Genomic DNA, 21,181 nt, shown 5'->3' on the forward strand with positions numbered 1-21,181 from the left:
CGGGCGCGCTACGTTTGCCGGGCGGCCAGGACTTCCTTGATCCGGGTCAGGTAGGGCCTCATTTGGGTTTCCCACCATTGGTCGGGGTCCTCTGCAAGCACTTCGTTTGCAGGGAGTTCAATGACGGTCCCAAGAGTGAGAGTGCATCCGGTGGAGGTCGGCTCAAGGCGATAGGTCGAGCGGCTGTTCATCTCGCCCGGCGAGATGGGCCTGGTTGTTGCCCACCAAGGGCCCTCTTCACCGATGACCTCGATGACGGAAACTGAACCGTCGCGGCCGATGAAGCACTGCTGTTCCCCGACGCCAGCAGGTGTCCCCGGCACGGTGAAAGCCCGCTGTGCGTTCGAGAGCAACACGGCGCTCTCGGCCGGCCGGATCAGCGACCAAACAGTGAGGGCATCATGTTCGTAGGATTCAGAGACGTTCGCGCTGTAGGTCCTGGTGTGTCCGGCCGCGGCAGCGGCCTCCGCATCCTTGGCGGACTCCACCGCCCGCTTCTGTCGGCGATTGACCACGGCGGAAGCGATGAGCAGGGTCACCAACATGGCGGTTGCGGTCAGGATGATGCCGAGCCCTAGCTCCGGCCTGCCGTAGTAGCTGATCACTGAGGCAACCACGGCGATGGCCAGGTAGCCGGCAGTGAAGAGGATGGTGTGGAGGACTTTGACGAGCGTGATCACTTGGTCATTATGAACGGCGTCCGCCTCTGGAGGTGAGAGGCGGCTACCGCGCGGCGAGGTCCGGCCCCGAGCCCCCGAACCCGCCGAACCCGCCGGAGCCCAGGAACTGAGGAGGGCGAGCCCCGCGGCCACCGCGGCGCTAAGCACTACTGCGCCCAGCCAGAGCGAGACGGGCCAGCGGATCGCGTCCGTCACCGCGAACGCCAGGAGCTGTCCCGTCCACAGGACCGCCGCGATTCCTCCCGTGACCGCCGGCAGCCGCCTGCGCAGCCAGGTTGCCGGAAGCCGGGCCAGCATCAGGTCAGCCGCGACGGCGGCAATGGTGGCGCCCGCGGCTCCCGCAATGGAATACGTGCGGAATCCCAGCATCGCGACGGGCAGCCACGCCGCCGCGGCCACCAGCAGGGTGACAACCCCGCGGACCGGACGCTTCGCCGCGGAGAGCGTGAAGAGGAAGGGCGCGATGATCAGCAAGGTGGTCAGCAGGTAGCTGGCCAGGGTGACGACTACCGGCAGCTCCGCCTGGACGCGCCCGGGGCTGCCGACCGGCGTCGGAACAAAGAGGGCCGTTGGCCCCGGCCGGACGAAGGCGGAGACGTAGATGAGGAAGAACGCCCCCAGCCCGGTCATCAGTACGACGGCGAACAGCGTCGCCGGGGGCAGGGCCGGGTGATCGCCGGGGCTGGCTGAATGACTGGCCCGGGCGCTCCGGACCGCGGTACCGAGGATGAGGAAGAGACTGAATCCGAGCAGCAGGTGGGTGGGGCTGACCAAGGCATCCAGCGAGACCTCGATACCCAGGAGCTCGTGCCACAGCAGGTCCAGGCCGCCGGCGGTGGCAAAGAGGATGAGCCCCACCACGGTGCCCCGGTAGCCGGCAGGGATGGACTGAACTAGCGGCTGCCCCGGTGCCCGGTTCCGGAAGATTACGACGGCGGTCCACGCCGCCGTCGCCAGCATGCCGGAGTAGAGGGCGGCGTGCCACGGGGTGAAGAACGTCTCCAGGCTGGGAAGGTTCAGGTGCGCCCAGCCGTCCAGGAAGACGGCCAGCACCAGCCACAGGCCCAGGAGTTCGGTGACCAGGTCGCGGCGTCCGTCGGTCCTGGTGTTGCGTGCAGTTTCGAGCATCGTTGGCCACTTCCACGGAGGTGTTCGGTGAGGGGATGGCGCCTAAACCCGTGATGTTCTGTCAGCCGCAGGCTGCTTCCACAGCGCGACCGCCAGGACCGCGACCCAGAGCAGGAATGCCCCGATGCTGATCCGTTCGCTGATGCCCAGCACGAGGTTCGGTCCCGGCGCAGCCATGAACGCCACCATACCCATCGCCGCGGAAGCCGCGAGCGAAGCGATCGAATACGCGCGCATCCCGCCGTGGAAGCCCACAGCCACGAAACACATTGCCGCGACCATGAGGGCGAGCTGGACGTTGGTGGCGAGGATATGCATGGGAATGGAAGTATCGTCCCCCAGCGTCAGCGGGTAGAGGGCGCCCATGATGTTCCACAGCCCGTACCCGATGAGCAGGCCGCCGGCGATGCGCAGGGCGCGGTTGCCGCGCACGGAGATCCAGACGCCCACCCCGAACGCGGTGAACAGCACCGTGTAGAGCCAAGTGAAGGGGAGCAGAACGTCCCGGCCGGGGGAGCCGACGGCGAAGAGTTCGCTGACCATCTGCTCGGTGCGCCGGTACCCGTCCCATCTGGACGCCGCCACCACGTCTGTGGCAACCACGTACAGCAGCGATGACAGCGCTCCTGCGGCGAGGAGGACTTTGCGGGTCACCTCATGGGGCTGACTTTCCTGCGTCGCGGCCCGCCTGCGCAGCGGGGGCTGGCGCTTGTCGATTGACATGTCCGGATGTCCTCAGAGTCCGCGGTCCGGCAGAGGTGCAGGGGCCCGCGGGCGATTGCCCCAGCGCCTATCTGTCTTAAGCTTTGGCCCGGTTGCCGCCGGTTGATAGGGCCGAACGGCCTTGCCCCGCACCCGTATCAACCGCGGCATGTCCGGGGGACTGGGATAGGCTCCCTTGGGACCTGAACAGGCATTGCTTGGGACCGGAACAAGCATCAACTGCAAAGGGTGGGGAATACGTTGGATCTGCTGGGCGGCCTGAGCCGCGACGAACTCCGCAACTTTTGTTGGATTGCCGCCGCCGTTTTCGCGATTGTGGCCGGCCTCTGGCGTTGGCGCAGGCTCCACTGGACTGCGCTGGGAGCCGTCCTGCTCTTCGCGGCACTCAACGCGGGTGCAGGGATCTACGTCCTGAACACTTTCCGTGACTCGCGCTGGTCAGCAGGGGGAGAACCGCCCTTGAGCGCTCCGTCGTTTTCCGAGACGCCGATCGTGGGGGAGTACTTTGGCCCCCTGGACTCCGCTCTGCAGGGCGTGGTCGGTGGGGTGAACGACTTCCTGGCATTCAAGCAGGCACTTCCCATAGCCATGGACTTCCTTGCCTTGTCCGGCTGGGCCTTGCTGCTCTCGTTCCCGCTTGCCGTTCTCGCCGCAGTCATCAGTTTTGCCATGGCCAGGCGCCGATCGGCGGACTTCGAAAAATACCGTACCAAAGTTGACCTGCTCGAAGATGAGCTTGAGCAGGTCAAGCGGCAGATCTCTGCAGGGAATTCCGTCGAAACGGAATTCCCTGCAGAGAGTGCCCCTGAACAGGTACGCAACTGAGCGGCTGACGGCCTAAGGCGCAGCCAGCTTGGCGGCCGATTCCCTGCGGTCAGACCAGCTGAAGCCGGTCAGCCACCACGCGGCCACGGTGAATAACAGTGCGGCCGGGCAGCCTGTCCATCACCGCCGCCGTCACGGTGTCACCCTCCACCAGCACCAACTCTGCTGGGTCGCCCACCGCCAGCCCGGGCCGGTCCGCCACTGAAGCCAGCCGCCGCGTCCGGGGATCGATCACGCTGGACCCGCCGATGGTGGCTACGGCAACACAGTGCTCTATAAGCTCGTCTGCCCGGAACTTGCTGGTGAACGCCAGCTGCCAGGCGCGGTCCAGCATGTCCGCGTTCCCGTACGGCGACCAGTAGTCGCGCTGCCCGTCCTGGCCCAGTCCAACCCGGACACCGGCGGCAGCGAGCTGCTGCAGGGGAAGCGGGGCGCCGGCGGGGGCGATGGTGGCCATCGACACATCCAGCGCCCCCATCTCCTCGATGAGTTCGTGGAGCTGGCCGGCCGGCAGATCTGCGAGGCCGTAGCCGTGCGAGATGGTCACCAGGCCCTGCATGCCCAGCGCCTTGGTGCGTTCCAGGATGAGCTGGGCGCTGAACAGTCCCAGCTGGCCGGGTTCGTGCAGGTGGATGTCCACCGGCACGCTGTACTTCTCGGCGAGGCCAAACACGATGTCCAGGTGGCGGGCCGGATCGCGGTCCAGAGCACAGGGATCAATCCCGCCCACCACGTCGGCGCCCAGCCGGAGCGCCTCCTCCAGCACCTCAGCGCTGCCCGGCTCCCGCAGCAGCCCGGCCTGCGGAAACGCGATCACAGCGACGTCGGCCCGGTCCCGGTGTGCCTCACGGGCAGCCAGCACGCCCTCCAAACGCTCCAGCCCGGCGTCGACATCCACCTGGGCGTAGCTGCGCACCCGGGTGGTGCCGCGCTCGATCATGGCCCCGAGCGTCAGGGTGGCCCGCTCTGCAACAGAAGCCTCCGCGCCGCGCCAGTTGTGCCGGTCGTTAAGCATCATGTTCCACACGCCCGGCCCGCCGGTGTGCGGGCGGAACGGCAGCCCCAGCCGGGTGGAGTCGAGGTGGACGTGGACGTCGGAGAAGGACGGCAGCAGGATGCGGCCGCGCCCCTCCACGACGGTGGCACCCTCCGACGCTGAACCGGCAGGAGCAGCCCCCTCCGAGGCGGCGGGCCCGACGGCGGTGATGACCCCGCCGTCGAGCGTCACGTCAGTGGCGTCCCCGCCCCAGGGGCGGACGTTGCGGAGGACCAGGGTCATTTCTTCAGTCCCGTCGTGGAGAAGTCGTAGAGGCCGTCGGCCCGCTGGGTCCAGTCCAGCTTAGTGTCCACGGCGAAGTTGTTGGCGGGAACGTAGAGCGGGATGTAGTAGCCCTGCTCGTTGCTGAGGCCCAGGAGCTCGTCAAAGACGGACAGCCGGTCCTTGCCCTCAACACCGCGCTGCTTGACGGCCAGCTCGGCGGTCCTGGGGTCTTGGGCGTAGTTGTTGTTGCCGGCCTTCTCGTAGAAGTCGGTCAGCGGCAGATCGCCGTCCACGGTGGACGGTGCCCAGGTGTTCAAGTAGATGCCCTTCATCTGCCGGTTGCGGACCTTCAGTGTGTGGGTGGCTTGGTCAGCGCCCACCAGGTTGACCTTGATTCCTGCGGTGGTGAGGTAGCCCTGGATGGCCTGGGCCACCTCGCCGCTCAGCGGGATCCGGCCGTCGAGGGCGTACTCGAAGTCGATGCTTTCGCCGTTGTACCCGGCTTCTGCCAGCAGTTTCTTGGCCTCGTCCGGGTTGTAGCCGCCGTCGGACAGCCCGGCGACGAAGCCCTCAACAGCCGGGGCGAGCATCTGGGTGGCCGGTTCGCCGAGGCCGGACAGTACGGTGCCCACGATGGCCTTCTTGTCGATGGCCATTCCGATCGCCCGGCGGATCTTCGCATCGGCCAGGATGCCGGTTTTGGAGTTGACCCCGAGGAACACCACACCGTTGGACAGCTCCGACTGCACGTTCGCCGCGCCGGACCCCTTGACCGGTTCCACCTGGGCAGGGCTGATCTGGGCCACATCCAGGGAGCCTGAGAGGACGCCGTTGACGCGGGACTCGTCCGAGGCGACCGGCACCAGGCTGACGGCGTCCAGCTTGGCGGGCTCGCCCCAGTAGGAATCGTTGCGGACCAGGTCATAGGCAACACCGCGCTGGATCTTCTCGAACTTGAAAGGGCCGGAGCCCACCGGAGCCGCTGCGAAGGCCTCCGGACCCATGGCGGCGTACGCCTGGTCCGGGACGATGGAGATCAGTGAGGTGTTGCGGGGGAAGGCTGAGAAAGGCGCCTTCATGTTGAACCGCACAGTGACCTCGTCCACCTTTTCCACCGATGCCAGCGAGCTGAGGTAGCCGAAGTTTTCCGAGGTGGGGTCCTCAAGGATGCGGGTAAAGGAGAACACCACGTCATCGGCCGTCAGCGGCTCGCCGTTGGTGAAAGTGACTCCTTCCCGGATGGTGAAGTCCCACGTGGTCAGGTCTGCGTTGGGTGTCCATTTGGTGGCGAGTTTGGGCTCCAGCGATCCGTCCGCGGTGATCTTGGTGAGCTGGTCGAAGGTGTTGAAGAAGACGGAGAGGACCACCAGGCTGCCGGTCTTCACCGGGTTCATGGAGGTGGGGTCGGTGGGCAGGGCCGCCACAATCTTGCCTCCGGTTCCGGTTCCGGCCTCGGCTGAGGAGCCGGAGGTGGATTCGAAGCCGCCGGCGCAGCCGGTGAGCATTAGCGCGGAGGCGAGGCCCACGGAGAGGACGGGCAGGGCGCGGCGGAACGGGGAGCGGGCATGGGACATCGGCATGGGTTCTCCTGGAAGGTGTGGTTGGCCGGTGCGGCCGGGGTTGGGAGGGACGTGCGAGGCTGCGGGTGCCTAGGAATGGACCAGCAGGCAGGCGGACTGGTGCGCCGGGCGGACGGGAAAGTCCGCCTGGGTGGGCACCGGGGGAAGGAGCTGGGGTACGACGGCGGCGCAGGCTTCCGTGGCCATCGGACAGCGGGTGCGGAACGAGCAGCCGGACGGCAGGTTGGCGGCGTCCGGCAGGTCGCCGCGGAGCACGATCCGCTGCCGGGATGCGGCAGCTGCCGGATCGGCCACGGGGGCCGCGGACAGCAGCGCCCGGGTGTAGGGGTGCTGCGGGTTGTTGAAGACGTCCGCCACTGGCCCTGTTTCCACAATCCTGCCCATGTACATCACTGCCACGCGGTGGCTGATCTGCCGCACCACCGAGAGGTCGTGGGCGATGAACAGATAGGAGAGGCCCAGCTCGGCCTGGAGGTCCTGGAGCAGGTTGATCACCTGTGCCTGTACGGACACGTCCAGGGCGGACACCGGTTCGTCTAGGATGAGCAGCTCCGGCTTCAGGGCCAGGGCCCGGGCGATGCCCACCCGCTGGCGCTGGCCGCCGGAGAACTCGGAGGGCCGGCGGCCGCCCATGGCCTCGGTGAGACCCACCTGTTCGAGCAAGCGGTTCACTGCGGCGGCGGTGTACTGGCCGTTGATCCGCAGCGGCTCGGCGATGATCTCGTGCACGGTCATCCGCGGGTCCAGCGAGGAGTACGGGTCCTGGAACACCATCTGCATCCGGGCCCGTTCCTGCCGGCGGCGGCCGTTCAGCAGTCCGGCGAGGTTGCGGCCGCCCACCGCCACGGTGCCGGCTGTGGGTTTGTTCATGCCCAGGATGGTGCGGACCAGGGTGGATTTGCCGCAGCCGGATTCACCCACCAGGCCCAGGGTTTCGCCGGGTGCCACGTGGAGGGAGACGCCGTTGACGGCCTTGAGGGTGCGGCGGGAAAACAGCGGGCCGCGGGCCGGGAATTCGACCATGAGGTCTTGGATGGTCAGGACGTCCAGGAAGGGCGGGGCCGGGGTGTCGGTTCTCATACCGGTTGTCCTTTCAGCAGTTGCAGGGTGCTTTCGCCGGCGAAGTGACAGGCCGCGGCACGCCCGCCGGGGTGTGCGGCGCCGTCGGGGTGCGCCATTCCCTGGGGCTGTGCGGCGCCTTCGGCGCTGGACGGGGGAGTAGGGAGCAGCGTGAGCAGCGGCCGGGCAGCGGTGCATTTGTCCCGGCCGCTGCCGAGGTGGCAGCGCGGCTGGAAGGCGCAGCCGGCGGGCCGTTCGGCGGCGGCCGGGGGCGAACCCGGAATCGCGAAGGCGCGTTCGCCGGCGGTCCCTTCACCCAGGACGCTGGCCAGCAGGCCGGCGGTGTACGGGTGGGCAGGGGAGCTGAACAGCTGGTGCACGCCAGCGGTTTCCACCACCCGGCCGCTGTACATGACGGCCACCCGGTCCGCGGCCTCGGCCACCAGTCCAAGGTCGTGAGTAATGAGGATCATGGCCGAGCCCGCCCGGCGCCGGGCCTCAGCCAGGACGTCCATCACCTGGGCCTGGACCGTGACGTCCAGTGCTGTGGTGGGTTCATCGGCGATCAGCAGGCCGGGATCGTGCGCCATGGCCATGGCGATCATGGCCCGCTGCCGCATGCCGCCGGACCACTGGTGCGGATAGGAAGCGGCTCGGCCTTGGGGATCGGGAACGCCGACGGCGGCCAGCAGGCTGTGCACTTTGTCCGCGGTTTGCTTTCGGTTCAGTCCGGAGGCGTGCAGTTTCACGGCTTCGGCGAGTTGGCGCCCTACGCGCTGCAGCGGGTTCAGGGCGGACATGGGGTCCTGGAACACCATGGCCAGGTCCTTGCCGCGGAGGCGGCGCATCTCGGCCTCGGGCAGTTGTGCCAGGTCGCGGCCGCGGAACAGGATCCGTCCGGAGGCGATCCGCACGCCCGGCGGCAGCAGGTCCATGATGGCCAGGACCGTCAGGCTCTTGCCGGAGCCGGACTCGCCCACCAGGGCGAACACCTCGTCCTGGTGGACGTCGAAGGTGACGCCGTCCACCAGCCGTACCGGGCCGTCGTCGCCCCTTACTTCGATGGTGAGGTCCTGCACTGACAGCAGCGGGCCGGTGTAGGTGGTGCTCATGCTGTGCGTCCTTTCCGCAGGAGTGCGCCGGTGGTTCCTTCGGCGGTGAAGCGCTGGCTGACAAACTGGGCGCCGGCCACGGTCAGGAACATCACGATGCCCGGCAGGACGGCCAGCCAAGGGTTGGTGCCCAGGTATTTCTGGCCCTCGAAGATCATGGATCCCCAGCTGGGAACGGGCGGCTGGACGCCCAGGCCCAGGTACTCGAGGGAGGATTCGATGAGGATGATGGTGGCAATGTCCGTGGCGGCGATAATCAGGGTCTGGGAGAAGACGTTGGGCAGGATGTGCTTGCGGATCACCCAGCCGTGTCCGCCGCCCTGGGTGAGCGGTGCCAGGACGAAGTCGCGGTTCCGCAGGGACCGGGCCAGGTTCCGGCTGACCCTGGCGTAGCCCACCCAGTAGGTCAAGCCAAGGGTGGCGATGGTCAACGTGGCGCTGGGGCCGGTGACGGCGGCGACGGCGATCAGGAGCAGCACCACGGGCATGGCCAGGTTGACGTCGGCCAGGGTGGTGACGGCGGAGTCGAGCCGGCCGCCGAAGTAGCCGGCCGCCATGCCCAGCCCGGTGCCGATCACGGCGTTCAGGATGACGACGGCGAGGGCGATGCCCAGGGTGACGAAGCTGGCCAGGGACAGGCGGCTGAGCATGTCCCGGCCCAGGGAGTCCGTTCCCAGCAGGTGGTCCGGATCGGTTAAGGGCTTGCGCATGGCCGCGGAGAGGTCCTGGCCGAAGGGGTCGTAGCCGGGGAGCAGGGCGCCGCCGGCGGCAAGCAGGAGTACCAGGCCCAGCATCACGCAGCCGGCCACGAAGGCGGGGGAAGCAGCAGCGCCGCGCTTGCCGCGTGCGGCGGCAGGGCGCCGTCGTACTTTGCCATGTTGGTCCCCTTGGCGACTGTCGCCTGAGCGTGTGGCGGGGGGAACTAGGGTGGGGTCGGTGGGCAGGAGCTGCTGGGTCATGCCAGGCTCACTCTCGGATCGATCTTGGCGGCGATGAGGTCCACGGCCAGGTTCACGGTGACGAAGATCAGGGCCACTACCAGCAGTCCGGCCTGGACGATGGGGAAGTCGCGCTGGCTGACGGCCTCGGTGAGCACCTGGCCCAGGCCGGGCCAGGCAAAGACTGCCTCGACGACGACGGTCCCGCCGAGGAGGGATCCCAGGTTCAGGCCCGCCATGGTGAGCACCGGCAGTACGGAGTTGGGGAGCATGTGGGAGAACAGCACACGGGCCCGGCTCTGGCCTTTGGAGAAGGCGGTGCGGACATAGTCCTGGCCGGCCTGGTCACTGAGGGCGGAGTCGATGAGCCGGACGTAGAGGACGAACTGCCCCGTGGCGATGGTGAGGACGGGAAGTACCAGGCTTGCGGGGCTGGTCCTGCCGAGGGAGGGCAGCATGCCCAGCGCCACGGAGAAGAGCAGCCCGGCGAGCAGGGCGAAGAAGAAGTCCGGGACGGAGTGGCGGAGCGATCCGCCCCAGATGAAGAGCGAGCGGAGGGTCCGGCTGCCGGTCAGCTGGATGGCGGTGGCGGCCAGGACGGCCAGGAGAAGGCCCAGCAGGAAGGACCAAAAGGCCAGTTCGAAGGTGGCGGGGAGCCGTTCGGCGATCAGCGCCAGGGCGGATTCGCGCTGCCGGTAGGAGGTGCCGAAGTCGCCGCGGAGTACATTGGCCAGGAAGGTCAGGTACTGGACGTGCAGGGGTTCGTTGAAGCCGAGGGCGCCGTTGAGGGCGTCCACTTCTGCGGGGGTGGCGCTGTCCGGCAGGAGCAGGCCGGCGGGTTTGCCCGTGGCCCGGCCCAGGACGAAGGCGAAGGTCAGCACGCAGAAGAGGGTGAAGACCGCCTGGCCGATGCGTTTGATCAGGTACTGGGGCACTGTGCCCCCTCTCAGAAAGTTGTTGTTGCATTCCCCTCGAGCAGGGGTTCCGATCACAGCGTAAGGGCGGTTTTTGGGCTTTCGGCCCAGTTGACCGGATCGTCATCGAGGTTAAACATGCCGGAAACTTTTGAATACCAAATAGCGCAATATTGGCCTTGATAAGCTCGTAAGTGCATGCTTGGAATACCAAACTGCATTTCTTGCCCTGAAAAATGAGGAGAAGCTATGGCAAACCCGGAGCCTTCAGAGCTGGGACCAGGCCTGTCGGAGCAAGTGGCTGAGGCGCTGCGGGAACGCATCATTTCAGGCCAGCTTCCCGGCGGCAGCAAGCTTAATGAACGTGAGCTGTCCGCCGAGCTGCAAGTTTCCCGCATCCCCTTGAGGGAAGCGCTGCCGCTGCTTGAGGCTGAGGGGTTCATCCACTCCGAAGCTCGGCGGGGCAGTTTTGTGCACACCTTCACGCTGCGGGATGCCGTGGAGGTTTTTGACCTTCGCCTGCGGCTGGAGCCGTTCGCGGCCCAGTGCGCGGCGCTCCGGGTGGCCGGCGGTGCCAGCCCCGAGGACCTGCTGGCGTCGCTGGAGTTCGCCCGCACCGGCGTTCCGGGGGAGCAGGCGTCCGGACGCAACTCGGACCTGCATGAGGAGATCGTGCGACTGGCGGACCACGACCTCCTGCGCCGGCTGTCCAGCCTGCTCAACGGCCGGGTCCGCTGGCTGTTCCGCCTCACTCCGGAACGGGATACTCCCGGGATGTGGGAAGAACACGCCGAACTGGTGCATGCCATCGCGGAGGGACGGCCCGCGCTGGCCGAGGCCCTGGCGAGTGCGCATGTGGAGCGGGGGCGGCATGCCTCCCTGCCGCACCTGAGCGAACGCCTGCCCAGCGAGCCCGTGCCGCGGCGCGGGCGCAAGACCCGCAGCCCTGCCTAGCTGTTTCCTGTTTTCTCCTTTGCCTACCACTTTCGAGGTACCCATGACGCTCGTGCTCACAGCTTCCGTTCTTGAAACCCTGGCCGACATGCCGGCCACCATCACCGCCGTCGAGCAGGCCTTTGCCGCGATCGCCGAAGGTGACGCCTGCCAGCCGCCCCCGACGTCCCTGCACCTGCCGTCCTCCGACGGGCGCTTCATCCTGTTGTCCGGCCTGGGCGATGCCCAGGGGCTGGCCGGCGTGAAACTGCTGGCCGACATTCCGGCCAACCGCGACGCCGGGCTGCCCACCCAGCGATCCAGTATTGTGCTGTCGGACCAGCGGACGGGAGAGTGCCTTGCCCTGCTGGACGGCCGGGTGCCCACCCGCGTGCGCACCGCCGCCGCCAGTGCTGTGGCCAGCAAGCATCTTGCCCGGCCGAACAGTTCCACGCTGGGGCTGATCGGTGCCGGGGCGCTCGCGGTGGCGCATGTGGAGGCAATGCTCACGGTGCTGCCGATCGACACGGTGGTGGTGTGGTCCCGCAGCGCCGCCACGGTGGACGCTTTCCGGGCGAAGATCGATCATCTTCCGGTGAAGGTGGTGGCCGCCGGCGGGATCCGGGACGTGGTGGAGGCAGCTGATGTGCTGTGCACGCTAACGCCGTCGGTGGAGCCGCTGGTGCGGGGCGAGTGGTTCCTGCCCGGGCTGCACGTTAACGCGGTCGGCGCCCGGCCCCGTCCGACGCACCGGGAGATCGACTCCGAGGGCATGGCCCGGTCCAGCCTGTTCGTGGACAGTGTCGCGACCGTCACCGAGAAATCCGGCGACTTGCTGATGGCAGTTTCGGAAGGCGCCGTTTCCGTGGGTGACATCCGCGGCGAGCTGGGGCAGGTAGTGGCGGGTCAGGTCCCCGGCCGCCGGGATGAGGGCGACATCACCCTGTTCAACTCCGTGGGGATCGGCATGCAGGATGTGGCAATCGGGCGGCTGCTGTACGACGCCGCGGTTGAGCGTGGGCTTGGGGTTCGGGTAGACATGGCGGGGTGAGTTGCGAGCGTTGCGGCCCCCAGATTCGGCAGCCGCTCCAAATCGAACGGGCCCACCGGGCCACCGCATTCAAGCAGACGCCAGCGAACACCCGCCTCGCCCCCGCAACCCTGTGCGCGGAACGGGGGCAGGGACGGGGATAGAGCTACTTCGTTACGTGAACGACCACGGCCTTATCGACGGCTTGTTCCACGCCGGCGTTATCGATACCTGTCACTGTCCAGTTGCTGAGCAATAACACGGTCTTGCCAGTGTCAGAGTTGTAAACGATCTTCTTGAAACCCAGGGCCGAGAGTTCGTCATCGAGTGCCTCTGCATTCATCCCCGCAGCGTTGACCGGAATTGCCGCAGTCGCCGGGGCCGCGGGAGCCGGCGCAGGCGCGGGAGCCGCCACGACGGCAGGCGCAACAGGTTCAGCTGTTATTGTGGCGGTCGCTGTCACCGTTGCCGTCTGAGTGACGGTGTGCGTGACGGTCGGAACAGCTTGGGGCGACCCAGCAGCGCAGCTTGATAGGGCCAAGCATAGGAGCGCGCCGCTGGCCAAAGTTGAGATGAGTTTCAAACCAATTCCCCCTAGTTATTTTTCTGCAAAATCCGTGCATCCATGTCACCATTTTTTACCAAAAGCGGATGGCTTGTGTTGCATTTGACGCTCAGGTCCATTTGACTATTCACGAATATGAATGGCAAAGGTATTAAACTCATCTGCAGTCAAGATTCTATTTTCTGGATTATCCCATTGTTCACTAGCGGCGAGTGTCTACAAGTGCAATCTATGATTGCTGGGTGAAGTTTGTGTAGGTCTTGAGCGATTCTTGATCAAACGGTTGCTCCGGGCCTAAGAAGCAGCATCCCGGAGAAAAGTAGGCCGGACTCCACTGTGTGTTCTGCGCGAATTTTTGCCCATTGATGGCTTATTTAGTAGCCATCAGCGACTTTGCGGAGGCAATCCGCCGGCACCTGGCGTGACGACGGACTCTCATTGTGCCTGATCCAGTTTGAAGGCAACAGGTTTGGAAGGCGACCCGGATGCGTTCTGGCGGCACTGGGCATCATCGGCAGCGGCCGAGGGAAGCTCGAAGCCGTTGCGGGCCCAATCGGATCTTCAAGGGAAGACCCCTGGACAGCATCCAGGGGTCTTCGACCGCGGTCCGGTGTGTATGTCGGTGGCTCAGTTCCAAGGTCCCATTGGAACCCAAAAATCATCCGGGGAACTGAGCCAGACCACTAGAGACCAGTTGTACTTGCTCCATACTCTGCCTGCTCTGGGGTGAAGCCCTCGAAGAGCAGCTGGTCGACCAGCCCGGAACGCGAGAAGGAACTGAATTCCAAGTAGCTCTTGGCTTTCTTGGCCGCCTGCTCGTTCCAGTCGACAGTTACGCGGTCCGCAGCCCAGGTCGAATCCTCCGTCGAATACTTCTCGAACTCCAGTTGCCCGATCAGGCCGGTACGCGAGAAAGCGCTGAAATCGAGGTAGCTCTCAGCTTTCCGCAAGGCATTCCGCTGACTGACCGTCCCGGCCTTGGCCGCGGCCTCGGCCTCAGCCTTGGCCTTGGCGGCGGCATCGGCTGCGGCCTTCGCGGCGGCGTCCGCGTCAGCTTTTGCCTTTGCAGCAGCGTCTGCCTCCGCTTTGGATTTGGCAGCAGCATCAGCATCAGCCTTGTCCTTTGCCGCGGCCTCAGCCTCCGCGTCTGCCTTAGCTTTGGCGATGGCAGGATCCTCTGTTGGCGCTGCGGTAGAAACCACAACGGGATCTTTCACTGTGGAAACGGACGAGGCGGACGTGGGAGCTGATCCGGCGCGGGCGGAGTTTACGACAATGCTCAGAAGGATGACCACTCCTGTGACGATCAAGGCGACCTTCTTGTGCCTGTCGTAACCCTCCAGAGGAAGGCCCTGCTTGTCGCGCATCTTGTTGGTCAGCACGAGAATGAGGTCGACGAGTGCCCAGATGCCCAATCCCCCCAGGGTCAGGAGCTTAGCGATGCCCGTGCCGATCTTTCCAAGGTAAAAACGATCAATGCCGAATACGCCTAGTAACAGGGAAAGAAGCCAAGTGGCTAGAAATGACTTGTTGCTTACAGGTGCCGGGTTGTAACCGGTGGGAAAGGCGGCCGCGTAATCGACCGGGTATTGCTGACTCACGAAGATTCCTTTCGACGTCAATGTCGTTGAGGCATGACAAATGAGCGTTGTTGGGTTGATGCGAATGAAGTGTTGGTTGTGAGTTCAATAAGAGCAGGCCGAACCGCGCTGTCGGCAGATGAGCCAAGAAAATGCCCCCAAAGTTCCCCCCAAGAAACGGCGGGTCAAGATTCCCGCATGTTCGGATATTACCGCTTTGCAGCTAAATAGCAATGCGGGTGCAAGATTATTTCGGACATCGTTGGAAACGGACTTGTGGGCAGTCAAAATTGAGGCTTTCCTGCGCTGGTCCTGCGCTTGCTCCGCAGTTTGAAGGGTAAATTCAGGGCACTCGCACGGATTAGGGGGACGTCGTAATAATGAACAAACGATTCAATGCGCCACCAAACTGGCCAGCGCCGCCACCGGGATGGACACCGCCTCCCGGCTGGCAACCTGATCCTGCCTGGGGCCCGCTGCCGGCGGGGTGGCAGCTCTGGGTTGACGAGCCGACGCATGCCAATGGCACAGGTCACCTCCCTGAGATTCACGGTATTCCGTTGCCGGGGGACATACGCCAACCACCTAAGAAGCGACGCCGAGTCGTTTGGCTCGTGGTTCTGGCCGTCATTGTCGCTCTTTTTGCTGGATGTGCCGTGATTGCGTCCAGCTCTGGGTCCTCCTCCGCAGGATCCCAGCTGAATTCCAAGAGTGGCTCCAGAGTCTCGCAGGAGCAGGTCGATGCCGCCCCTGAACTTACTGAGCGCGACCTGGCGCTCCTCGTCAAGAGCCCAGACAGCCATGAAGGGCAGACAATCATTCTCTATGCCCACATCACACAGTTCGACGCGGCAACCGGAGAATGCACGTTTCGCGCCAATATCTCCTACATGAAGATGGATAAATCCTACGAATACGATGCGAATGCCGTTTTCCGGGCCGGCGACGGTGGCATAGGCTGCCAGGCGTTGAGCGGCTTCGTCACCGACGACGAGGTCCAAATAACTGCAACGTCACTGGGCTCGATCAGCTACGACACTCAAATCGGCGGTCGAACTACGGTTCCAGCATTCAGAGTCGAGAAGATAGCCTCAGTCAAGTAATCGATCGTTTGACTCGTCTACCTTCGGGTTTCCAGGCCTCCCTTGCCTGCAGCCGGGGGCAAGCCCGAGGTCACTGACCGGCGGGAAGAGCTGTCGGAACGGCTCGTCGAGGTGGCGGTTCCTAAAGCGTTCGACGACGGCGTGCCGGCTTCGTTCCCAAGGGGCGGCGCCGGCGGGGCTCGCCAGGGCGGAGATCCGGGCGCGGCTGGGGCTGCAGTCAGGACGGAGCGCATGGGTGGTTCGTCCTGGGGTGACGAGCGCCGGGTGGTGGTCGGTGCTACTTCCACGACAGGGAGCGCAGATTGTGTGCTTGGTGCCTCAATTGAGAGGGGAGCTCGACCAATAAGCCTTCACGTGGACGGCAAGTCCGCGGAGCCCGGTCCGTCGAACATCGCGCTGGTGTTGCTCTGGGGCACCACCACGTGGACGGCGTTGAGCTGGACGGTGAAGTCGGTGGGCGTGGTGGTCGCGATTTCGCCGTCGAGGTTCACCGGCAGCGGCGGCTCAGTGACCAGCCGGACGCTCCGGCTGGTCAGTTAGTACAGCTTGTCGTGTTCGATGAAGCTTCCGTTCTTGAGCAACCGCGGCCACTGAGAGGTTGACGAATGGGGTAGTTTGTCGTCGGGTAGCACCCACGGCACACCTGTATCCTGACAAGACAGGTTGAATGGCCACAGCGGCCATCAACCAAGCTCGGTTCGCGGCCGGATGACGGTCCGGAATCCTGGGCCGTAGCCAATCCATGTCGTGGAATCACCGCCGCAATCGTCAGTCGCCGATCGGCTCCTCTGACGCTTGGAATGGATCCTTATCACTACCGAGACGCCAGCTCCCGCAGGAATCCCGACGTCGGCCCTCAAGCCCGCGCGCACTGCCGCGGTGGATGATCCCGCCGTCGTGACCTGGGTTGAGGCCGGTGAGAGCATGACCGCGCGATGGCGTTCGGCGAACGGCAGGCCGGCGCCGACGCGCGTCGAAGTGGTCTCCGACTCCCTCACGGCCGATCAGGCGAACCGGATGGCATCACAGGGGATCGCGATGCTCTGGCATGGTGACTTCCACAACGCACGGCAGATCCTCAATGCCTTGGACCGCCGGATCGGCGCCGGAAAGAGGATCGCAGGCACTCCGGCCGATCAGTTCTATCGGCACCGCCAGTCCCGCTCGCACCGTGCACGCGTTCTCGGCCTGCTGCTGATTCCGCTCGATCCGGGCCCGGTGGTGCCGCTGCGCCGCGCACCGGACATCCGCGAGGCAGCCGCCGAAGCGTACGGTGACATCGGCGAACCCTCCGTTGTGTCCCTACACGAGCTAGTCGGGGCCATTGGCGCCCACGAGTGGCGGCGTAATGGCGTCCACGTCGATGCCCTGCAGGGCCGCATCCACCCGCACTATGGCACGTTCTTTCCCACCCGGAGCGAGTACGTGGATCTCGTCGCCGCCGCTGCGCTGCCTTCTGACACGCTGGCGTTCGACGTCGGAACCGGCACCGGGGTGCTCGCTGCCGTCCTCGCGCGCCGTGGCGTCCGCCGCGTGGTGGCGACTGACAATGAGCCGCGCGCAATCGCCTGCGCCGCTGAGAATTTCCGGAACCTCGGTGTCCAGGACCGAGCTGAAGCCGTCCTGACCGACATGTTCCCGCCCGGACGGGCGCCGCTGATCGTGTGCAACCCGCCCTGGATTCCGGCCACTCCGCATTCCAGCCTGGACAGCGCAGTCTACGACCCCGGGAGCCGGATGCTGTTCCGCTTCCTGAACGAGCTCTCCGACCATCTTGAGCCGGGCGGGGAGGGCTGGCTTGTCCTCTCCGACCTGGCCGAGCACCTTGGCCTGCGGTCGCGTGAGGATCTGCTGGCCGCCATCGAGGCGGCCGGCCTGAAGGTGATGGAACGGCTCGACACCAAGCCAACGCATCCGAAGGCATCGGACCGTGACGATCCCCTGTTCGAGGCGCGCTCGGCCGAGGTCACGTCCCTGTGGCGGCTTGCTCCCCGATAGTCAGAACCTTCCGCCGTCGGGAATCACGACGGCGGCCCGCCCGCTGGGCCCGGTCCGTCGAACCTCGCGCTGGTGCTGCTCTGGGGCACCACCACATGGACGGCGTTGCGCTGGACGGTGAAGTCGGCCGGCGTGGTGGTCGCGATCTCGCCGTCGAGGTTCACCGGCAGCGGGGGTTCGGTGACCAGCCGGACATGCCTGCTGGTCAGGTGGTGCACCCGGTCGTGTTCGATGAAGCTGCCGTCCTTGAGCAGCCGTGCGATGCTCACGTGCTCCCGGAGGGGGCCGGCAAGGATGGCGTAGATGTCCAGGAGGTGGTCATCGATCCCTGCGGTGGGGGAGACCGTGTTGCCGCCGCCGTAGTGCCGGCCGTTGCCGACGGCCACCTGGAGCAGGTTATCCAGTTCCATCGGCTCGTGGTCGCCCTCGGGGAACTCGAGGCGGGCCCGGAACGGCCTGTGCCGGGCATAGGCCCGCAGCGTCGCGATGCTGTATGCCAATGGTCCGATGTACCGCTTCAGGCGGGGGCTCAGTGCCTCGGTCACAGCCACCGACAGGCCCACGGACGCGACGTTGAGGAACGCCTCACCGTTGGCCCGGCCGAGGTCAATATCCACCACCTTCCCTTCGGCCACGGTGGCGCACGCCTCGGCAAGGTTGTTCGGTATCTCCAGGGTGCCGGCGAAGTCGTTGGCGGTGCCCAGCGGAAGAACGCCGAGCGCAACGCTGGTGCCGGCAACCCGGCCGGCGGCGCAGGACACGGTCCCGTCGCCGCCACCGACAACCACCAGGTCGTGTCCGTCCGCAAGCACCCGGTCAAGCGTCCCGGCCAGCTCGCCCCCGGATTGGATCTGGTGCACGGCGGAGATCGGCACGCCTGCCTTGCGCATCATGTCCACGGCAAGCTCGTGTGCAGCCCCTCGGCGTGATCCGGCGTTGATGACGACGGCGGCAGAGCGGGCGTCCCGGGCAGCTTTCATGTGGGCCATGTTAGGCGGCGGACCTGTGGGTTTCCTATGGCGCCGGCGGGAGATACATCCGAGACGCTGAGCCGTGGTCGCTCGGCCCGCGACGCCGGGGACCTTGGACTCTACCCCCGACGCCGGTATGAGCGTCCGATGGAACCACGACAGCTGGAACCGAACCCCGCACGCTCGCAGGGTAGGGCGCGGCACGGTTCGGCGAGGCAGTGAAAGGAAAGGGAGATGACCAGTACCGGTTCATTCTTGATTGTTGTCGGTGTTGACGGTTCCGAATATTCCCGGGCTGCACTGGACTGGGCCATGGATGAGGCCCGGCAGCGCAATGGCCAGCTCCGCCTGGTCACAGCCTGGAATAAGCCCCCGATGGCCTGGTATCCCGCTGTCCTTGAAACGGCGGCAGGTGAGATTGCGGCCGAAGAGTCCCCGGAGCAAGTCGCCCGGGCACGCCAGGGTGAGGCATTGAAGACCGCCGCAGACGGAGGCGTGGCCGCGGCTGGAGAACTAGTGGACACGCCATCACCTGCTTCGGCAATTCTGGACGCTGCCAAGGACGCGGATCTTATTGTCGTCGGATCCCGGGGTCACGGGGGATTTCCGGGTTTGCACCTGGGCTCGGTCTCCACTCAAGTTGTCACTCACGCTCAGTGTCCTGTCCTGGTGGTTCACCGCAAAGCGTGAATCTCCTGGAGCTTGCTGCTCCGGGATGGCCGGCGGGCACCGTTAGGAACGCCGGAATCCCCGGGAAGATTGGCTCTTGCGCCGCCGGAAAACTAGGCGTAACACTGTTAATACGTTCTTCGAAAGAAGGACGGGAACGAACAACAGGGAATCTTGGAACTCACTGTGGATCTGATCCACGTGGTCTGCCGATGACGAGGCAGGAAGCGCCGGAATTCCCGAAAGTTCGGGAGATGATGTTCGTCATAACGGAATCAAAACAGTCGAAGCCCCTTCAGCATTGCTGGTGGGGCTTCCCCTATTTTTGCGTTCGACGGCGGCGAGGTCGAGTCGCTGTAGCGGATTCTTCCCCGCTAGCCCGCCACCGCCGACTTCACCTCCTGCTTGGCCTGCATCCATTCGCTCATCCACGGCGCCCGGACGCTCGACGTGATGCGACAGTCGGCCACGAAAGTTCCCTTGGCGCCGGAGTCGATCCAATCCTGAAGCGCGGAAAGGTCCGCCAGGGAGCGGATGATCGCCGACTCAGCCCCCAAAGCACGGGCGACGCCGCTGAAGTCCACCTCGGGGATCAGCATCGGCTTTTCAGTCAGGCCCTGGGAGCCGTACTGGTGGATTTCCGCTCCGTAGGCGGCATCGTTGTAGATCACGATGACGGCGCTGCTGGCCGCCCCGACCAGCGATTCGAGGTCGGACAGGCCCATCAGGAAACCGCCGTCGCCGGAGGCCAGCACCAGGGTGCGGCCGTCCTCCACCGCGCGGGCTGCCCCGACGGCGCTGGCAAGGCCCAGCCCGATGGTCTGGAAGGCCGTGCCCACCATGACCAGGTCCTGCGGCCGCGGGATGTTCCAGTACATAGGGGCCCAGCCGAGGAAGTGCCCGCCGTCCTGGACCACGGTGCGGCGCTCCGGCAGCACCGCATCCAGCGCCGTGGCCAGGGCGCGCGGGTCCAGCCGGCCGTCCACGGTTTCGGTGGTGCCTGCGTGGTGGGCCGGTCCTTCGGCCAGGCGTTTGCGGGCTTCCGCCCGCCAGGCTTCTGCCTGGCCGGCGTTACGCGAGGCCGTGCCATCCAGCATTCCCAGAATGGTTCCCGCGGCAGACTTCACGTCTGCGCTGACGAACGTGTCCACCCGGGGGTGTGTCGGCTGCAGGGCGGCATCGATCTGGATGACGGTGCTGTCCGGGCCGAGCAGGTGCCCGAACCGCATGGTGAAGGGGCTCAGGCTTGCCCCGGCCACCAGGACCACATCGGCCTCACCCATGAGCCCGGCAGCGGTGTCGGTGCCGAAACCGCCGGCGACGCCCAAGTACCCCTCGCCTTTGAGGAGGTTGAGCGCCAGGGCGGTTCCGGCGGTCAGTGCGCCGAGGCGGTCGGCGAGTTCCCGGAGCTCCGGGCCGGCGCCGGCGAGGTGCGCACCGCGGCCGCCGAGGATCAGCGGCCGCTTCGCCCCGGCGAGCAGCCGGGCTACCTGCCCAAGGCCGCCGTCGACGTCGTCAATCACCGCCGGTGCCAGCGGCGCCGGAAGCTCTTCGTCCCCAGCCTCGAGAGCCGCGAGGTCATAGGGAATGGCAATCACGACGGCGGTGCGCTTGGTGAGTGCGTACTCCACCGCCTGCTGGGTGATGGAGCCCGCGGCGTCGCGGGTGACGGTGAAGGTGGCCGCGCCGAGTGCTGTGGCGATGGCTGACTGGTCCACGTCCTGGGGCCGGGCGCCGCTGCTCGGCGCGTCCCCGGTGACCAGCACGACCGGGATCTGCGCCTGGACCGACTCGGCGAGGGCGGTGAGTGCATTGGTGTAGCCGGGGCCGTAAGTGGTGGTGCCCGCGGCGAGGCGTCCTGACGTCCGGTAGTAGGCGTCGGCCGCGGCGATGGCGGCGCCTTCATGGCGGACGGCGGAGAAGCGGAGGCCCAGCTTTTCCGCGGCGTCCAGGAAGTAGACGTTTCCGTTGCCCATGACGCCGAAGACGTCGCTGACATAGCTGCTGAGAACCTGCGCCACGCGGCCGGAGACAGTGAGAGTAGTCATGCAGGAATCTTGTGGGCTGGTTCACAGATAGGCAAGAGAGCGGAATCTGATTGGGATATTTGGC

19 protein-coding genes are annotated in these 21,181 nt (G+C 65.9%); 7 read left to right on the plus strand and 12 right to left on the minus strand.

The features are described 5' to 3' along the window. Positions 1 to 8: 8 nt before the first annotated feature. Positions 9 to 1,808: a hypothetical protein gene (locus BS38_RS27690; RefSeq protein ID WP_231511315.1), complete on the minus strand. Its 1,800-nt coding sequence runs from the start codon at positions 1,806 to 1,808 to the stop codon at positions 9 to 11. A gap of 42 nt (positions 1,809 to 1,850) precedes the next feature. Next, positions 1,851 to 2,531, minus strand: coding sequence for a DUF998 domain-containing protein (locus tag BS38_RS0117810; RefSeq protein ID WP_028272033.1), 681 nt, complete (start codon positions 2,529 to 2,531; stop codon positions 1,851 to 1,853). 228 nt (positions 2,532 to 2,759) lie between these two features. On the opposite strand from BS38_RS0117810, the gene BS38_RS25570 reads away from it, so the two are divergent. After that, the gene (locus BS38_RS25570; protein ID WP_156037169.1) at positions 2,760 to 3,356 is read left to right on the plus strand and encodes a hypothetical protein; all 597 of its coding nucleotides are present in this window, start codon (positions 2,760 to 2,762) and stop codon (positions 3,354 to 3,356) included. A gap of 49 nt (positions 3,357 to 3,405) precedes the next feature. On the opposite strand, the gene BS38_RS0117820 is transcribed toward BS38_RS25570, so the two are convergent. The 6 genes from BS38_RS0117820 to BS38_RS0117845 all read right to left on the minus strand — a co-directional run bounded on the left by BS38_RS0117820 (position 3,406) and on the right by BS38_RS0117845 (position 10,241). Then, positions 3,406 to 4,635, minus strand: a complete 1,230-nt coding sequence (locus BS38_RS0117820) for an amidohydrolase (protein ID WP_043439120.1) — start codon at positions 4,633 to 4,635, stop codon at positions 3,406 to 3,408. After that, the gene (locus BS38_RS0117825) at positions 4,632 to 6,197 is read right to left on the minus strand and encodes an ABC transporter substrate-binding protein (protein ID WP_028272035.1); all 1,566 of its coding nucleotides are present in this window, start codon (positions 6,195 to 6,197) and stop codon (positions 4,632 to 4,634) included. The genes BS38_RS0117820 and BS38_RS0117825 overlap by 4 nt, the downstream gene beginning before the upstream one ends. Positions 6,198 to 6,266: 69 nt before the next feature. After that, complete coding sequence (locus BS38_RS0117830) at positions 6,267 to 7,277, minus strand: ABC transporter ATP-binding protein (RefSeq protein ID WP_028272036.1); 1,011 nt, start codon at positions 7,275 to 7,277, stop codon at positions 6,267 to 6,269. Next, positions 7,274 to 8,368, minus strand: a complete 1,095-nt coding sequence (locus tag BS38_RS0117835; protein ID WP_028272037.1) for an ABC transporter ATP-binding protein — start codon at positions 8,366 to 8,368, stop codon at positions 7,274 to 7,276. Before BS38_RS0117835 ends, BS38_RS0117830 begins: the two co-directional genes overlap by 4 nt. Then, complete coding sequence (locus BS38_RS25575; protein ID WP_081818957.1) at positions 8,365 to 9,327, minus strand: ABC transporter permease; 963 nt, start codon at positions 9,325 to 9,327, stop codon at positions 8,365 to 8,367. Before BS38_RS25575 ends, BS38_RS0117835 begins: the two co-directional genes overlap by 4 nt. Next, positions 9,324 to 10,241, minus strand: coding sequence for an ABC transporter permease (locus BS38_RS0117845; RefSeq protein WP_028272038.1), 918 nt, complete (start codon positions 10,239 to 10,241; stop codon positions 9,324 to 9,326). Before BS38_RS0117845 ends, BS38_RS25575 begins: the two co-directional genes overlap by 4 nt. 228 nt (positions 10,242 to 10,469) lie before the next feature. Here BS38_RS0117845 and BS38_RS25580 point away from each other — a divergent pair, with 228 nt between their 5' ends. After that, positions 10,470 to 11,174 carry a GntR family transcriptional regulator gene (locus tag BS38_RS25580; RefSeq protein ID WP_051629003.1) on the plus strand — a complete coding sequence of 235 codons (705 nt, stop codon included), beginning with the start codon at positions 10,470 to 10,472 and terminating at the stop codon, positions 11,172 to 11,174. A 43-nt stretch (positions 11,175 to 11,217) separates the two neighbouring features. After that, the gene (locus BS38_RS0117855; RefSeq protein WP_028272039.1) at positions 11,218 to 12,204 is read left to right on the plus strand and encodes an ornithine cyclodeaminase family protein; all 987 of its coding nucleotides are present in this window, start codon (positions 11,218 to 11,220) and stop codon (positions 12,202 to 12,204) included. A 145-nt stretch (positions 12,205 to 12,349) separates the two neighbouring features. On the opposite strand, the gene BS38_RS0117860 is transcribed toward BS38_RS0117855, so the two are convergent. Together BS38_RS0117860 and BS38_RS25585 are read right to left on the minus strand one after the other, a co-directional pair. Next, positions 12,350 to 12,526: a hypothetical protein gene (locus tag BS38_RS0117860; RefSeq protein WP_231511316.1), complete on the minus strand. Its 177-nt coding sequence runs from the start codon at positions 12,524 to 12,526 to the stop codon at positions 12,350 to 12,352. A gap of 905 nt (positions 12,527 to 13,431) precedes the next feature. Continuing rightward, positions 13,432 to 14,349 carry an Ltp family lipoprotein gene (locus BS38_RS25585; protein ID WP_081818958.1) on the minus strand — a complete coding sequence of 306 codons (918 nt, stop codon included), beginning with the start codon at positions 14,347 to 14,349 and terminating at the stop codon, positions 13,432 to 13,434. 593 nt (positions 14,350 to 14,942) lie between these two features. On the opposite strand from BS38_RS25585, the gene BS38_RS26830 reads away from it, so the two are divergent. The 3 genes from BS38_RS26830 to BS38_RS0117880 all read left to right on the plus strand — a co-directional run bounded on the left by BS38_RS26830 (position 14,943) and on the right by BS38_RS0117880 (position 17,429). Then, a complete protein-coding gene (locus BS38_RS26830; RefSeq protein ID WP_156037172.1) occupies positions 14,943 to 15,431 on the plus strand; it encodes a hypothetical protein in 489 nt (162 codons plus the stop codon). 354 nt (positions 15,432 to 15,785) lie between these two features. Next, the gene (locus BS38_RS27910; RefSeq protein WP_156037173.1) at positions 15,786 to 15,971 is read left to right on the plus strand and encodes a hypothetical protein; all 186 of its coding nucleotides are present in this window, start codon (positions 15,786 to 15,788) and stop codon (positions 15,969 to 15,971) included. Between the two features lie 384 nt (positions 15,972 to 16,355). Continuing rightward, positions 16,356 to 17,429, plus strand: coding sequence for a N5-glutamine methyltransferase family protein (locus BS38_RS0117880; protein ID WP_051629006.1), 1,074 nt, complete (start codon positions 16,356 to 16,358; stop codon positions 17,427 to 17,429). 23 nt (positions 17,430 to 17,452) lie between these two features. Here the strand turns inward: BS38_RS0117880 and BS38_RS0117885 are convergent, their stop codons facing one another. Next, positions 17,453 to 18,409, minus strand: coding sequence for a lipid kinase (locus BS38_RS0117885; RefSeq protein WP_028272043.1), 957 nt, complete (start codon positions 18,407 to 18,409; stop codon positions 17,453 to 17,455). A 303-nt stretch (positions 18,410 to 18,712) separates the two neighbouring features. On the opposite strand from BS38_RS0117885, the gene BS38_RS0117890 reads away from it, so the two are divergent. Then, complete coding sequence (locus BS38_RS0117890) at positions 18,713 to 19,090, plus strand: universal stress protein (protein ID WP_331280060.1); 378 nt, start codon at positions 18,713 to 18,715, stop codon at positions 19,088 to 19,090. Positions 19,091 to 19,443: 353 nt separating this feature from the next. Here BS38_RS0117890 and BS38_RS0117895 read toward each other — a convergent pair whose 3' ends face one another. Then, positions 19,444 to 21,117 (minus strand): thiamine pyrophosphate-binding protein, encoded by a 1,674-nt coding sequence (locus tag BS38_RS0117895; protein ID WP_028272045.1) that lies wholly within the window; start codon positions 21,115 to 21,117, stop codon positions 19,444 to 19,446. Positions 21,118 to 21,181: the final 64 nt, after the last annotated feature.

Origin of the sequence: Arthrobacter sp. UNC362MFTsu5.1, assembly GCF_000685965.1 — a bacterium.
Classification (GTDB): domain Bacteria; phylum Actinomycetota; class Actinomycetes; order Actinomycetales; family Micrococcaceae; genus Arthrobacter.